The organism is Spongiibacter thalassae (assembly GCF_012272835.1).
Classification (GTDB): Bacteria; Pseudomonadota; Gammaproteobacteria; order Pseudomonadales; family Spongiibacteraceae; genus Spongiibacter; species Spongiibacter thalassae.
Map to the genome: position 1 here is coordinate 134,255 of NZ_JAAWWK010000002.1, position 13,457 is coordinate 147,711.

Annotated in this window: 17 protein-coding genes and 1 tRNA gene; 3 read left to right on the forward strand and 15 right to left on the reverse strand. The window is 55.1% G+C overall.

Annotated features, from left to right (window positions below; all coding sequences use genetic code 11):
* Window positions 1-10: 10 nt before the first annotated feature.
* From HCU74_RS04780 to HCU74_RS04790, 3 genes are read right to left on the reverse strand one after another with little or no spacing between them, the layout of a single operon-like run.
* Complete coding sequence (locus tag HCU74_RS04780; RefSeq protein WP_168449286.1) at window positions 11-694, reverse strand: glutathione S-transferase family protein; 684 nt, start codon at window positions 692-694, stop codon at window positions 11-13.
* Window positions 695-703: 9 nt separating this feature from the next.
* Entirely contained in the window at window positions 704-1,012 is a 309-nt protein-coding gene (locus tag HCU74_RS04785) for a hypothetical protein (protein ID WP_168449287.1), read from the reverse strand.
* A 21-nt stretch (window positions 1,013-1,033) separates the two neighbouring features.
* Entirely contained in the window at window positions 1,034-2,179 is a 1,146-nt protein-coding gene (locus HCU74_RS04790; protein WP_168449288.1) for a glutathione S-transferase family protein, read from the reverse strand.
* Between the two features lie 190 nt (window positions 2,180-2,369).
* On the opposite strand from HCU74_RS04790, the gene HCU74_RS04795 reads away from it, so the two are divergent.
* Window positions 2,370-4,559, forward strand: coding sequence for a tetratricopeptide repeat protein (locus HCU74_RS04795; protein WP_210425126.1), 2,190 nt, complete (start codon window positions 2,370-2,372; stop codon window positions 4,557-4,559).
* A 915-nt stretch (window positions 4,560-5,474) separates the two neighbouring features.
* On the opposite strand, the gene HCU74_RS04800 is transcribed toward HCU74_RS04795, so the two are convergent.
* From HCU74_RS04800 to HCU74_RS04825, 6 genes are all read right to left on the reverse strand, one after another.
* A complete protein-coding gene (locus HCU74_RS04800) occupies window positions 5,475-5,711 on the reverse strand; it encodes a hypothetical protein (RefSeq protein WP_168449290.1) in 237 nt (78 codons plus the stop codon).
* A gap of 14 nt (window positions 5,712-5,725) precedes the next feature.
* Complete coding sequence (locus tag HCU74_RS04805) at window positions 5,726-5,968, reverse strand: hypothetical protein (RefSeq protein ID WP_168449291.1); 243 nt, start codon at window positions 5,966-5,968, stop codon at window positions 5,726-5,728.
* A gap of 67 nt (window positions 5,969-6,035) precedes the next feature.
* Window positions 6,036-6,380, reverse strand: a complete 345-nt coding sequence (locus tag HCU74_RS04810; protein ID WP_168449292.1) for a hypothetical protein — start codon at window positions 6,378-6,380, stop codon at window positions 6,036-6,038.
* Between the two features lie 58 nt (window positions 6,381-6,438).
* Window positions 6,439-7,380, reverse strand: a complete 942-nt coding sequence (locus tag HCU74_RS04815) for a TraI domain-containing protein (RefSeq protein ID WP_168449293.1) — start codon at window positions 7,378-7,380, stop codon at window positions 6,439-6,441.
* The gene (locus tag HCU74_RS04820; RefSeq protein WP_210425127.1) at window positions 7,377-8,630 is read right to left on the reverse strand and encodes an Arm DNA-binding domain-containing protein; all 1,254 of its coding nucleotides are present in this window, start codon (window positions 8,628-8,630) and stop codon (window positions 7,377-7,379) included. Before HCU74_RS04820 ends, HCU74_RS04815 begins: the two co-directional genes overlap by 4 nt.
* A 7-nt stretch (window positions 8,631-8,637) precedes the next feature.
* Window positions 8,638-8,874 (reverse strand): hypothetical protein, encoded by a 237-nt coding sequence (locus tag HCU74_RS04825; RefSeq protein ID WP_168449295.1) that lies wholly within the window; start codon window positions 8,872-8,874, stop codon window positions 8,638-8,640.
* 145 nt (window positions 8,875-9,019) lie between these two features.
* On the opposite strand from HCU74_RS04825, the gene HCU74_RS20410 reads away from it, so the two are divergent.
* Window positions 9,020-9,238 carry a helix-turn-helix domain-containing protein gene (locus HCU74_RS20410; protein WP_428480336.1) on the forward strand — a complete coding sequence of 73 codons (219 nt, stop codon included), beginning with the start codon at window positions 9,020-9,022 and terminating at the stop codon, window positions 9,236-9,238.
* A 148-nt stretch (window positions 9,239-9,386) separates the two neighbouring features.
* Here the strand turns inward: HCU74_RS20410 and HCU74_RS04835 are convergent.
* The 4 genes from HCU74_RS04835 to HCU74_RS04850 all read right to left on the reverse strand — a co-directional run bounded on the left by HCU74_RS04835 (window position 9,387) and on the right by HCU74_RS04850 (window position 11,426).
* Window positions 9,387-9,461: transfer RNA gene (locus tag HCU74_RS04835), tRNA-Lys, on the reverse strand.
* A 68-nt stretch (window positions 9,462-9,529) separates the two neighbouring features.
* Window positions 9,530-10,231 carry a 7-cyano-7-deazaguanine synthase QueC gene (queC, locus tag HCU74_RS04840; protein WP_345889653.1) on the reverse strand — a complete coding sequence of 234 codons (702 nt, stop codon included), beginning with the start codon at window positions 10,229-10,231 and terminating at the stop codon, window positions 9,530-9,532.
* Window positions 10,232-10,245: 14 nt separating this feature from the next.
* The gene (gene queE, locus HCU74_RS04845) at window positions 10,246-10,893 is read right to left on the reverse strand and encodes a 7-carboxy-7-deazaguanine synthase QueE (RefSeq protein ID WP_168449297.1); all 648 of its coding nucleotides are present in this window, start codon (window positions 10,891-10,893) and stop codon (window positions 10,246-10,248) included.
* 128 nt (window positions 10,894-11,021) lie between these two features.
* Complete coding sequence (locus HCU74_RS04850; protein ID WP_168449298.1) at window positions 11,022-11,426, reverse strand: hypothetical protein; 405 nt, start codon at window positions 11,424-11,426, stop codon at window positions 11,022-11,024.
* 199 nt (window positions 11,427-11,625) lie between these two features.
* Here HCU74_RS04850 and dinB point away from each other — a divergent pair, with 199 nt between their 5' ends.
* Complete coding sequence (dinB, locus tag HCU74_RS04855) at window positions 11,626-12,690, forward strand: DNA polymerase IV (RefSeq protein WP_168449299.1); 1,065 nt, start codon at window positions 11,626-11,628, stop codon at window positions 12,688-12,690.
* Between the two features lie 60 nt (window positions 12,691-12,750).
* Here dinB and HCU74_RS04860 read toward each other — a convergent pair whose 3' ends face one another.
* Together HCU74_RS04860 and flgM are read right to left on the reverse strand one after the other, a co-directional pair.
* On the reverse strand, window positions 12,751-13,158 hold the full coding sequence (locus tag HCU74_RS04860; protein WP_168449300.1) for a flagellar export chaperone FlgN: 408 nt from the start codon (window positions 13,156-13,158) through the stop codon (window positions 12,751-12,753).
* Window positions 13,158-13,454, reverse strand: coding sequence for a flagellar biosynthesis anti-sigma factor FlgM (flgM, locus tag HCU74_RS04865; protein ID WP_168449301.1), 297 nt, complete (start codon window positions 13,452-13,454; stop codon window positions 13,158-13,160). Before flgM ends, HCU74_RS04860 begins: the two co-directional genes overlap by 1 nt.
* Window positions 13,455-13,457 lie beyond the last annotated feature (3 nt).

Consider the following 13,457-nt stretch of genomic DNA (forward strand, 5'->3'; position numbering starts at 1 on the left):
TAGCGGTAATTTACTTTTGCAGCATTTTGTTCGCGTTTTGGGTGAATTCTCTCCGGGCTTTTTCGTCGTTCAGCAGATTTTCTATCTTGAAAGGGACTTCAAGGCCTTTTTCCATCCCTGGCTGACCTCCCATCACATTTAGCCAGCGTTCGAGGTTGTTGAGCCCCTCGATGGATACCCCTGACCATTTGTAGGTTCTTACCCAGCACCAGTTGGCAATGTCGGCAATGGAGTAATCATCGGCCAGCCATTCGTTTTGCCCAAGACGATAGTCGAGAACCTCGAATAGACGGCGGCTTTCCTTCTGATAGCGGTCGATGGCCGGTTGCAGTTTTTCCGGAAAATAGCGGAAAAAGACATTGGCTTGTCCCATCATCGGGCCGACACCCCCCATCTGGAACATCAGCCACTGTATGACCCTTGCCCGGCCTTTAGCCTCGGTGGGTAGCAAACGCCCGGCTTTTTCGGCGAGATATATCATGATGGCGCCGGATTCAAATAAGGGGAAATCTCCGAGGTCGGAGTCAATGATTGCCGGTATGCGACCATTGGGGTTAATCTTCAGGAACGTCGGCTTTTTCTGTTCTCCTTCGCCGATGTTCACAAAATGGCTGGTGTAGTCGAACTCAAGGGCCTCCAGGGTACAGGAGGCTTTGTGACCATTGGGTGTGGGTGCGGTATACAGTTCAATCATGGTTATGGCTCAGGATAAGGGAGCTTCGCGAAAAAGACCGGTCGGGAATCCTGTCTGGCGTTGCTGGTATTGAGTAACTAACGCCCGCAGGTCGTTGGGTGGATAGTTGAATGTGCTCTGATAATAGAGCTCTCCGTTCATGGCACTGTCGTCTGGAAAGAAGTACAAGAGCATTAGCGGAACCTTCGCCTGTGCATAGAAAAGATGCTTATGGGCACAGCGGTCCACCCAGTGAAAGGGAACATTTTTGAACTGTGGCGCTGAGCGGGTCTTTAGCGAATAGTCCGACTCCGACAGATAACCCTTTGGGTAACTCATCTGCTGAAACTCCTCAGAAGTTTACTGCCAGATTTCCAGAAAGTTGTGCCGTGCAACCCGCCGCTCGGTATGGCTGGTCAATAGTTGTGACAAGTCGCCGGCAGCAAAAACATCGGCAATATCTCGCTGAGCGGATTCAGTCGCCTGCGCGTAACTGTCTTGCAGGTGCTGCAGTAAATAAAATCGGTAGGGCATGACCGAGCTTCTCAGGGGGATGCCCCGCCAATTGAACTGCGCCATACCAATGAAACGTTGGGCGGGGTCTTCCAGACCATTGCTCCCGGCTGGTAGGTCTGGCCTCGCGGCCAGCCATTGGTTGCTGAACTCGATATGGGCGAGTATTTCCGGAAGAAAATCTATTGCGATGAAGCGCATCAGCGCCAGTAGGGATTCCGGTAAGTCGGTGTCTGAAACCAAAGCGCTTGCTGCGTTTTCGTAGTCGGTCCAATTGTCCTCGGCGGTGTTCATGCGCTCCACCCAGCGGGCGACGCCCGGCGCTTTTCTGCGCATCAGTAATCCCGGCTGGGGGTCCCTGTAGAAGTGGGCGTAGAGGGGCCCCATTAGGGCATAGTCACCCAAGGTGGGGCGACCGCCGAGTAGATATGGGTAGTCGCTGAGGTGGGCTTCAAAAAGTCGCAAAAATTCATTGAAGCTGGCTTCTATCGCAGCAGCAGAGTGCTCGCTTACACCAAAGGATTTTGCTGCCTTGCGCATACTCCCACTGGCAATATCAAACAACTGGGGCCTATCTGACTCCGCTGTCCCTGCGGGCATCAAACAGCGGAACTCTGAGCGGAGGTAATCCAGATTCACCTCATCGAAATTCCACCGGTAGTGCATGGCTGGGCGCAGCAGGCCCTCACCGCCAAACAGTTCAAACAAATAGGAAACTGCCCGCAATACCGCGGAGTCAGGGAGTGCAGGATACTTAACGGCTTCATGTGCTTCGCAGTATCGAATGATGTCGGCGCTGTCCTGTACGATGACGCCTTGGGGCGTTTTTAGTACAGGCATGATCATTCGCTTAACAGTCGGTAGTATCGACGACTGATATTCCCGGGAAGACACGGAATATTCCTCAAAGGGAATGCCCTGTTTACGCAGATAGCTGCGTGCCTTTGCGGTATACAGTGAGCAGTGAATTCCGAAAAGGGTAAATCGTGACATGTAGACGTGCTCATTGTGAGATAGTCCTAGCAGGCTATCAATATGGCACTTATAGTGTCAATATATTTGGCTTCGTGCAGATTCCAGCTGTGCAGGGATTGCGCCGGTAGTTTGTATTTTTCGTTGATTAAGTTATTAATTATGTTGAATATTTTCTTGAAAAGCCGTTTTTTCGCGGAGCCTTCACTCGATGACCTTTGATCGCTGCAAGCATTTGCTAATGATAGCTCTAGCGGCTTTTCTGGTCATAGGAATGGTAAATGCCGAAAGCTGTGACGGCTGTCACGGGGGGGAGGTGTCCAGTTGGGGGCAGTCTCACCATGCCCGCTCGATGTTACCGGCTTTACCGGAAAATATTGCGGGTAAGTTTGACGGCTCAGTAACGTACTACAACGAGCGGGCGTTTCGCTTTGACCTGCAGGACGAACAGTATCAGGTATGGGTGGGCGAGGGTGATAACGCGACCAGCTATCCAATTGATTATGTGTTCGGTTTTAACCCGCTACAGCAGTACCTGGCCCGCCTTCCTGGCGGGCGATACCAGGCGATACCGGTTGCCTGGGACACCAGACCAAAGGAGCAGGGCGGGCAGCGCTGGTTTGCCCTGGAGTCTGATCTGAATTGGGATCACCCGGGTTTCACATGGAATACCTCCTGTGCGGAATGCCACTCGACTAATCTTGAAAAAGGCTATCGACAGGATACCGATACCTTCCTGACGAGTTTTGGCGAGGTGAATGTGGGGTGCGCTGCTTGTCATGGCTCAGCCGAGGGGCATCAGCAGTGGCTGGCCTCAGGCCGTCCTTTAACCCCCCACGCGGGGTTCAGTGTGTCATTGGCGGAGGGGGGGCAATGGCAGTGGCTGGACGGTGAAACCATTGCCGAACGATTGCGGAAACCGGCGGGGCGACAGCTTTCCACCTGTGCCCAGTGCCACTCTTTACGGCAAAACATTGGTGGGTGGCATCCCGATACCCAAATGTTTGACCATCTTATGCTGACGCTGCCTAACCCTCCGAGGTATCACGCCGATGGGCAGGTTCGCGAAGAGGTTTTCGTAATGGGTTCTTTTTTGCAGAGTCGTATGCATGAAGGTGGTGTGGTCTGTAGTAGCTGCCATGAACCCCACAGCGGCGAGTTGCGTGCTGCCGGTGACGGTACTTGCCTGCAATGTCATAGAGCCGATACTTACGCCGCAACGGAGCATCATCGCCATCGCCTGGCGGACGTACAATGCGTCGATTGTCATATGCCTGCGACCGTTTATATGGGGGTGGATGCCCGCAGAGACCACCGCTTCGGGGTGCCCGATCCCGTCCTGAGTCGAGCTGTCGGCAGCCCTGACCCGTGCCTGAGCTGCCATGGGGATATCCCAATTGACAGACTACAGCAACGACTGCCAGAAAAGGTGACCAGCGGACAGCAGCGGGCTCGTGACTTCGCCCGGATTCAGCAGGAGGGTTTTACTGGTGTCGATCACTCCCGGCTGGACGATGGGTATTTCCCATTGCTGCGTGAAGCCAGTCTGCTGCATTTATTATCACCAGCCCTGGCAGCAGACCGGGCCCTTCTGAGCGATAGGCTCAACCACCCGTCGCCAGTAATACGCGCGGCTGCCATTCGGGCGTTTAATAGCGTGCCATTGTCTGAACGGTGGCGGCTGTTGTCCCCTTTGTTGTCGGACCCAAGTCGGGCGGTGCGCATGGAACTTGCCCCGGTTTTGGCTGGGGCGGCACCGGATGTCACGACAGAGGCTAAGGCCCAGCAGTTGGCAGATCTGTTCCGCAACTATGAAGCGCAGATGGAATCCAATCTGGACAGCCCGCAGATTACCGCGAATTTTGCCAACTACTATATGGCCAAAGGCAACAGACAGCGGGCGAGGGATTTGTTTATGCACGCCGTTAAACTCGACCCAGGTTTTGTCTATCCGTATATACAGCTCTCGGCACTCGCCTCGGAAACGCCGCAGGAACTTGAATGGTTAAATCGAGGTAAAGCCTACGACAACAGCGGTGGTGTGAGCTATCAGCTCGCGCTCTTTCATGTCCGGCAACGGGACTACGATAAAGCCCTGATCGAATTGGAGCAAGCTGTCGCGGCCACCCCTGAACAGGTCACTTACAGCTATGCCTATGCCATCGCGTTGGAAAACACCGGGCACGTTGAAAAAGCTATCGCAGTATTGGCGCAACTGGATGCTCTGGGTGCTGCTACCACTGAAACCCGTGATTTACAGTTTCGCTATCTGTTCAAGTCCGGTAAAAAGACCGAGGCCATAGCTTTTATCAAGGAGTGGCTCGAGAAGGAGCCGCAAAACCCTGTTGCTGTCGCATGGCGGCGGCAGGTGGATAGTTGGGTGAAACCGGCTGAGCGGTAACTGTGAAAAACATAATCTGTAATAATGATATTTTGGCGGATTATCGCTTCTGGGTTTTTATGAATTGCAAAGCGTGAACAAACCCACCTCAAAATTTCCATTTTATGTTTTTGGGGAGTAGGCTGGGAATGATACGGCTATTAAAATCAGTGGGTTACGGGTTTATAGCATAACTTGGCAGTGCAAGATTTATAGCATAAAGTGGCAAAACTGCCGTCTTATGAGTGAATCTACAAGGGCAGGCCGCCCAGAGCTTTCTCTGGGTTTTTGGAATATGGATCGTCGACTTCAGCCGAGGTCCTCTCGCTCTTGTGAAGCGCCTTGAGCGCCACGAATAAAGTCCTCAGATACACAGAGGTTTTTAGATTTAAAGAAGGCGTCCCAAGATGCTAGGGCCGTATTATTGTTGTCTGAGCTTGCGGCCGGGCTCCCGGAAATACTGGCGTCCTCTGAGTTGGGGTGGATGTCTCCGCGGGAACAGCGCTTCGCGTGTTGCCGCGCCTCTCTGAGGGATATTTTATTACCGTTTGGTTTGCTCATATTTCTCTCCTGATTACCGGTAGATCTGGTGTCCTCATCAACTCGCAGTGCCCGATGATAGGATGTGCGCTACGTTTCACAGCTGCTCTAAATGCCAGAATAGGTTAAATGCGACTATGGGCGTCTGGTGTTTGAGCGTTTTGCTATCCTGACTGGCTTCGTAAGTCGCGTTTAGCCGCGGGTGTCCTTTGGTTACAGTGCATTGGTAAATGGGTTCGCTGCCGGGCGATTATCGCGGTATCGTTGATTTGGTTGAGCACCTGGAAATATTTCCCGTAGCGCTGTACTCGGATCCAATGTGACCTGAATCCAGCATATCACTTGTAATAAATGACGCGTGCTTTGCTAGCTGCTTTTCGAATGAACGACAGTAGACTAGGTAGGGGCGATGACGGCAACGGTCGCGCAAGCGACCACAAATCGCACCACCGGCAACAGGCTTTGATAGCTTTCGGGCAGCGGGTCGACATCGCCCACGACCATCCACGCAAAGGTAAACCAGAACGCCGCCTTGAAGTCGATGAAGTTGGTATTGGCGACGTGGAACAGCCACCCAGCCAACAGGGCCAGGGCGGTCGACTTCATCACATCAATGGCTTTCGGTGCCTTCACGCTGTACTCCCGGTTCAGCACCGGCCTTCTTGTTGCGTCACGCGTAACCACTGACCCAGCTTATCTTTCAGGCAGTGCGGACAAATATTGCATTCAATGCTGGCACCGTCGCCAAATATCGAGCCATACGATTCAGTCTCATTAAGCTGAACGCAGTTTTGCATGTCCAGGGGGGCGTCAAAATACGCGAGGCAGACGTCACAGGTGATGCCGGCCAGCTCGTTCACCGACACGGTCTTTCTTTCATAGCGCTTCATTTCTGCGTGTCTCCGGTCGTTCCTTGTTTTTCGCAGCCCTTGGCCTTCAAGTGGGCTCATTCCATGATCATAGCGCGACACCCAGCTCGGCGCGAAACACTTGCTGATGGATCCGCCAGGTCGCGTTCGCGAGTTCTCTTGCCACTGCTTCATCAGCGTAGTCGATACCTGACAAGCGCCTTTCCATCGCGGGGTAGGTGAGCGGCGAAGGGGTGATCGCGTAGTACACCGCGCTACCTGCGGTGGCTTTGACGACGATCTCATTGCTGTCGAAGACGCCGTAGACCGTCCAGAGTAAGCCGGGCAGTTCCAGGTCGTTTTCCTCGAAAAACGTGACCACGCGCGGGACCTCCAGTAGGCACTTGATCCGCAGCTGTTCCTGTCCCAGGGCATTGTTCGTATTTTCCGTCATAGGGGCAACTCCCGTTTTCGTTGGCTTTCAGCGGTGTTAGGTGCTGTTATGTGTGTGTCTAGTCTGTTTCGGCGTGCGCTGTGGTATTTGCGGGCAGCGGGGCAACACTGCTTTCAGCGCTCTGCCTATCCAGTGCGGAGACCAGTTGATAGACACGGTCGTAATTGCGGGGGTACCAGTTACGCGGTTTGAAGAATCCCCGCAGGTGGTTCGCCAGCTCGGGATTGGTCATTTCGAGCTGGGCCAGCGGTGTGGCCAATAGCTCCAGGGCCGCCAACTCATGGGGCTGGCTTGCGCCCCGTTGGCTTCGGCCATTACCGACCAGCGTGACTGTCTTGCCAATGTCGTGGAGCAGGATCAGCGTGGTGGCGAGGTCTCGCTGGATGCCTCGTGCCTGATAGAGGTAGCGTTGCTCAAACCGCTTGAGCATATCAGCCGAGTGTTCCAGCAATCCCCCCTGATAGGCATGGTGGTGGCGGACGCTGGCCGGCACATTGAGGAAGCCCAAAGCCACATTGGGATCCAGAAAGGCCTCACGCAGGAACAACTGCAGCGCCGGGTGACCCACACCCATCCAATGTCGCACCACCGTTCGCTGCTCACTATGAAAGGCGGGTAGCGCCCAATCCCGCGGCAGCAATGCGGTAGGTGCCAACCTGGCGCGGGCAGGACGATAGAGTTCCTCGACGACGATGACATGGCGGTCATGCAGGGACTGAAACTCGCCCATAACTATGACAACATCCCCATGCTCAACGTCGCGATGGCAGGGCAAGAACTGTTCGTGGACTATCACGGCTCTTGCCGTACCACCGAGGTTGCCCAATTCCAAGCGTGAGCACGGTTGCCCGGCGGGATTGAGCCTGTCGGTACGGCCGAGGACCCGGAATTGGGTGCCATTGAGCCGCCTTGAGCCGCTGACGTGAGGCATCTGTTCGACATGGTGCGATACTCGAGGCGTCCCCACTTGGCGTGGTGCAGGGCTGAAAGGTGTTGTCATGCTCCACCTCCCAAGCGTTGCTCCAGCAAGCGCTCGAAGGCCGAGCCATCTTTGCGGGTCAGGTTGGGCACATAGCGGGAGTAGACCTTGAACAGCATTTCGGTGCTGGTGTGTCCCATCTGGCGGGCGATCCATTCCGGGGCTTCACCTGAAGCCAGCCACAGCGTTGCGGCCGTGTGCCGGGTTTGATAAAGGCGTCGGTCTTTTAGTCCGAGGCGTTTCAGTGTGGGCTTCCAGATTCGCCGGTTCACATTTAACGGCTGGATCGGCGTACCCACTTTTGAACAGAAGACGTAATCGCTGAAATGACCACTGGCTTCATGCTGTGCTTTTAGTGCACGGTACACTGGCTCGGACATCTTCACTTCTCGCTGCGAACCCTCGTTCTTGGTGTACTCCCGCCCAAGGTGGCTAAAAGTTTCGCGAACCAGGATCTCCCGACGATCGAAATCGATATGCGGCCATCGTAGTCCGTGAACTTCACCAGTTCTCAGTCCAGTAAAGAAGCGCACAGTGAAGTAGCTGTGGTAATCAGGCCGCACGTGCTTGAGAAACAGCTGCACTTCCTCAAAGGTGAATGGCTCAATGTGTACCTTGCGGGCTTTCAGACGCTTGACGTTCTGCATTGGGTTCGCAAAATCATAGCGTTCTGCCGCTTCAGCCATGATTGCACCCAGCACCTGCATCACCTCGTTTACGGTTTTTGCGGAAAGGGTTTTCCCTTTTAGGCTGCCTCCTTCTCTCGCAATCTTTGCTCGAAAATCAAGGCAGTGGGCTTTGTTTACGGAGTACAGTGGCATATCGGCAAAGTAGGGCAATAGATAGCTGTTCAGGTGGATGGATGCCGCTCGGATGGTGTTCCGTCGCCAGACTGCCTCGTTCTCTCCCAGCCAGATGGCAGCAAATTCGGCAAAGGTGGGTGAGGAGGGCTCAGGGCTTATCGGTGTGACGGCCTTTGTCGTCGCTACAGAAGGTGCAGTGTTAACAACTACTTCTGTAATTGGGGGCGTAGCAGGAGCCGTTTGCGACGCTCCAGGATTGCCATTAGCCGCGAATACCTTCGCGCGGCTGGAGCCGGGAAAGAACTTGCCGTAGTCGAAGGTGCCTGCGATGATCTCGAGCTCAATCCGCTCCAGCACTTTTTCCATTTTGCGGCGGTTCGCCTTGGTGTCTTTAAGAGTGGTTTGTTCGCGGCAGCGTTTGCCCAAATAATTGAAGTCAAACAAAAGTGTCTGGGTTTCCTTTCTCACACTGATCTTAGCCATTGCAAATCTCTCCGGAAGCCAGGGGGATGGCAATGTCGCTGGAAGTCGACTCGGCAGCCATGTCCTTCTCGATCACTTCCCAGATATAGAGAATTTTCCGTCCACCAAATGGGCGGATGTAGTGCCGTCCTTCGATCAGCACGGAGTCCTTCAGTGCGGTGCGGATCGTAGACGGTTCATAGTGAATGCGCGCAGCGAGCGCCTCTGTAGTCAGATATGTATAACTCATGTATGCTCTCCTAGTTAATATTGGATTTATAAAATAGCCTATACGCTAATTTATAGTTCCATAATACTAGTGAAATGCAGCTTTTCAACAAATAAATTAGCTTATAGGCATATATTAAAGCGTGATTAGAGTTCGTTTAAAGGAAGTGATTGCAGAGCGGGAGTTTAAAGAGCGACGCTCCGTGACAATGAAGGAGGTGTCAGAGGCTACTGGCATCCATCCTGTGACCTTGTCGAAGATTGGAAAAAATCGAGGCTATAACCCGACCCTCGAGATAATTGATCGTCTTTGTGAGTATTTCGATTGCGAGATTTCCGACCTGTTAGTACGCACGAGACAAGACGTGACTAAAAAAGACCAATAAATCGAATTGGTTCGCAAGCCGATGGCGGAGGAGGCGTAATTCCGCACATATATGTCACAGATCCGTCACAGATCCGTCACAGCACAAAAATCGCAGGCAAAAAAAAGCACCGCATGTCTGCAGTGCTTTGATTTTCTTCGGAATTTGATGGTGGGCCGTGATGGATTCGAACCATCGACCAATTGGTTAAAAGCCAACTGCTCTACCACTGAGCTAACGGCCCCGAAAGAGGCGCTTATAATACGGATTTTGAGATCAAAAACAACAGCCTAAGTGTAAAAAAACGCAATTTTATGAAGTTTCTTTATATGCGGTGGGGTCGGCGACGTTGGCTTGGGCAAATCCCTCCTTTCTGAGGTGGCAACTATCGCAGCGTCCGCAGGCGAGACCGTCGTTGTCGGCCTTGTAACACGACACCGTCAAGGCGTAATCGACCCCAAGGGAGGTGCCCAGCTGGATGATCTCGGCCTTGCTCAGGTCGATGAGCGGGGTGGCGATGTGCAGGGTGTGGCCTTCAATGCCGGCCTTGGTGGCGACGTTGGCGAGGCGCTCAAAGGCGGCGACAAAGTCGGGACGGCAGTCCGGGTAGCCGGAGTAGTCCACCGCGTTGACGCCAATATGGATACTGCGGGCGTCTACGACTTCTGCCCAGCCCAGGGCGATGGACAGAAATACAGTATTGCGTGCCGGAACGTAGGTGACGGGAATGCCGCTGCCACCGGCGTCGGGTACGTCGATGGCCATATCGGTCAATGCGGAGCCGCCAATGCTGCTTAGATCCAGTTTGATGACTTTAAACGCCTTGGCCCCCATGCTTTGGGCTATGCGCTCGGCGGCGACCAGTTCAGCGCGGTGGCGTTGGCCGTAGTCAAAGGCGAGGGCGTAGCACTCGTAGCCTTCGGCCAGCGCCTTGGCCAGCACGGTGGCGCTGTCGAGGCCGCCGGAGAGGAGGACAATGGCTTTTTTGTCGGGGCGGGTGTTGTGTTGGGTCACGTTGAGCCTTTTGTTCAGTGGCCGGCGGCGTCGTTCCACAGCAGTTTGTGCAATTGCAGTTGGAAGCGCACAGGCAGGTTATCGGCAACAATCCAGTTGGCGAGATCAGTGGCGTTAATTTGGCCAAAGCTGGGTGAGAACAGTACCTCACCGGCAATGGTGTTCAATTGGTACTGGTCCAGCTGAAAGCGGGCCCAGTCGTAGTCCTGGCGGTCGCATACCACAAACTTGATTTGATCCTGGGGGCCGACGTGATCCAGGTTGTCCATCAGGTTGCGGTGTTGCTCGCCAGAGGCCGGGGTTTTCAGGTCGATGACCTTCGATACCCGTTTATCCACCTGGGCTACCGAGATTGCACCGCTGGTTTCCAGCGACACTTGGTAGCCCGCGTCGCACAGCGCGGTGAGCAAGTCATGGCACTGTGGCTGGGCCAGTGGCTCGCCACCGGTCACACAGACGTAGCGGGGGGAGTAGTCGGCAACCTGGCGAAGTATATCGTCGAGGTCGCGACGCTCACCGCCGTGAAAGGCGTATTCGGTATCGCAATAGGTGCAGCGCAGTGGGCAGCCGGTCAAGCGGATAAAAACAGTCGGTAGGCCTACAGTGCGGGCCTCGCCCTGCAAGGAATAGAAGATTTCAGTGATTCGCAGACTGGTTGTCATTACTGTCGCCGTAAAAAGGGTTAACGGCGGAGCCGTTCGAGGTCGTCGGGGTGCGTTCCGGGCGGGGGCATTTTAAAAGCCTGCTGCCGTCGCGCCAAGGCTTTGGCGGCATTTTGCCAAAGATGCCCCTAGCCCAAGCTGCCGTTGGGAATAAAGCGGTTGCGGCTGTTGGCGCGAATCCAGCGCAGCATATCGGTAGAGAGTTTCTCTCCCCGCTGGCGGAGGACCTTGTTGATCCAGATTGCCGGGGACTCTGCGCCAGCTTCCCAGCCACTGATACGCTCCTCGGCAACGGTAAAAAAGCGGATCAGCTGAATCAGCTGGTCGTTGTTCAAGTCAGCCACCGCCTGCTGCCAGGTGTCCTGGGGCAGACGCATAAAAGCGCTGTAATGCTGCTGCTCGCTTTCGCTGAAGGGGGCGGGCAGTTTATCCAGAGCGTCGCTCTCGCTGATGGCAATGCAGGTGTTTAGCCAGTCGGTGTCGATTTGCAGTGCGGCTTTTTCTGATTCCGGCGTCCAGCTACCAATACTCATAGGGGTGTTCAGCCTGTAACGATGGTGAATGTAGTGGGCCAGTATAACCCAGTCGAAGCGGCGAGGCGCCCGGTAGAGTGTTAACAGGCCCTAGTGTTTACTGACTACCGGGAGTAAAGTATGGACATTCATCCAGTGGTGGCGATCTGTGAAGAGCGGGCCGTCACCGTGTGTCTGCTGTGTGCAAGTTGCTGCGTCGATGTCATCTTCACAACGAAAAATTATCCACTGCGACTGTGATTGCTTTTATGCCGCCGTGGAAATGCGCGACGACCCCGGTTTGCGGGGCAGGCCGCTGGCGATTGGCGGTGCGTCGGATCGACGCGGAGTGGTCGCCACCTGTAATTACGAGGCGCGGGCCTTTGGTGTGCATTCGGCAATGCCCACCTCGATGGCCAAGCAGCGCTGCCCCCAGCTGATAGTGCGTCCTCCCAATATGGAGAAATACCGGGATGTTGCCTATCAAGTGCGGGCGATCTTCGAGCGTTACTCCGATGTTATCGAGCCTCTGTCACTGGATGAGGCCTATCTCGATGTCAGCGACAGCCAGCACTTTTCCGGCAGCGCCAGCCGTATTGCGGCGGCCATTCGAGCCGAGGTCAGGGTAGAGGTGGGCATTACTATTTCAGCGGGTGTCGCGCCTAACAAGTTTCTGGCGAAGGTGGCCAGCGACTGGGACAAGCCCGACGGGCTGACGGTGATTACCCCGGCCCAGGTGGCCGATTTTGTTATCGACTTGCCGGTGAAAAAAATCCACGGTGTCGGCAAGGTGATGGCGGGGAAGCTGGCGGCGCTGGGGGTAGAAACCTGCGGCCAGCTACAGGCCTGGAGTGAGCTGGCGCTGATAGAGGAGTTTGGCCGCTTTGGTCGCCAGTTATACGGCTATGCTCGCGGCATTGATAGCCGGGCGGTGGGGAATAACCGGCAGCGTAAGTCCCTTAGCGTGGAACGCACCTTTGCAGCGGATATTCCCGAGCTGGCCGCGGCAGAGGAAGCCCTGGCGCCGTTGCTGGTGGAAATGACCCGGCGGCTGGACAATCAGCGGGGGCTGGTGGTGGCCGGGGCCTTTATAAAATTGAAGAGCGATAATTTTCAGACGACCACCGTCGAGCGCCGCCAGTTGGCTCCGGTGCCTGAAAGTTGTTTTCGTGAATTGCTGGGTGAAGCCTGGCAGAGGTTGGGGCGGCCGGTCAGATTAATTGGTGCGGGTGTGCGCTTTGCAAGTCCCAGAGAGGGGGATGGTGAGCAGTTGACCTTGTTCTAGCCGGCGGTTTGTTCCTATCTGCGGTGCTGTGGGGGGTGAGCCGGTAATGTTCGGGGTCGGCTAGGCTTTGCCGATGCTGCGACCGCCACCGTATTCCGCCGCCAATCCGTCGGGGGCGTAGGTGCGAACCTGGGGTTCGGCCAGGCCGAGAATTTCCAGTGCTCGAGCGTTGTACTCGGTTTGCCGCTGAAGATGCGCGCCGATTTTTTCATTCAGCACCTGGCAGCGGGCCAGTACACCCAGGCAGGTCTGCCAGTTGCTGTCTATCGGGCTGTTGTCATCCTGTGCGGGTCGCTGGCGGTCGAGATAGTCCAGGTTTTGCACGCAATCCATCTTTTTTTCTGCCAGCTCGCTGAGCAGATCGGGTTCGCGATCGCTGGTGAGCAGCGCCAGCTCCTCTTCGAGCAGGGCCTCAAACTGCTGTGTGCAGGTCAGCAGTTGCTGGTAAAGGGAGGCGGAGGCAGCCATCAGCGGCTGGTCAGCATTTCGAGGTCGATAAAGGCCTTGGCGACTTCGTCGGCATCAACACTGAACTCGCCATTGCGAATCGCGTTTTTGATCTCTTCGACTTTTTGGCGATCAACGCCATCACTGTTGGCAATTTCTGCGCTGGTGCGCTGCAACAGCGAGGTTTCAACGGTGGATTCCCGCTGTGGCATTGGTGATACCGGGGCGGCACCGGTTGATTTTGTCGCCGCGCCGCTGCGGCTAGTATCAAGCTTGCGGGCTTGATTTAGCGACGAGCTATCTATGCGGTCAACCATGTC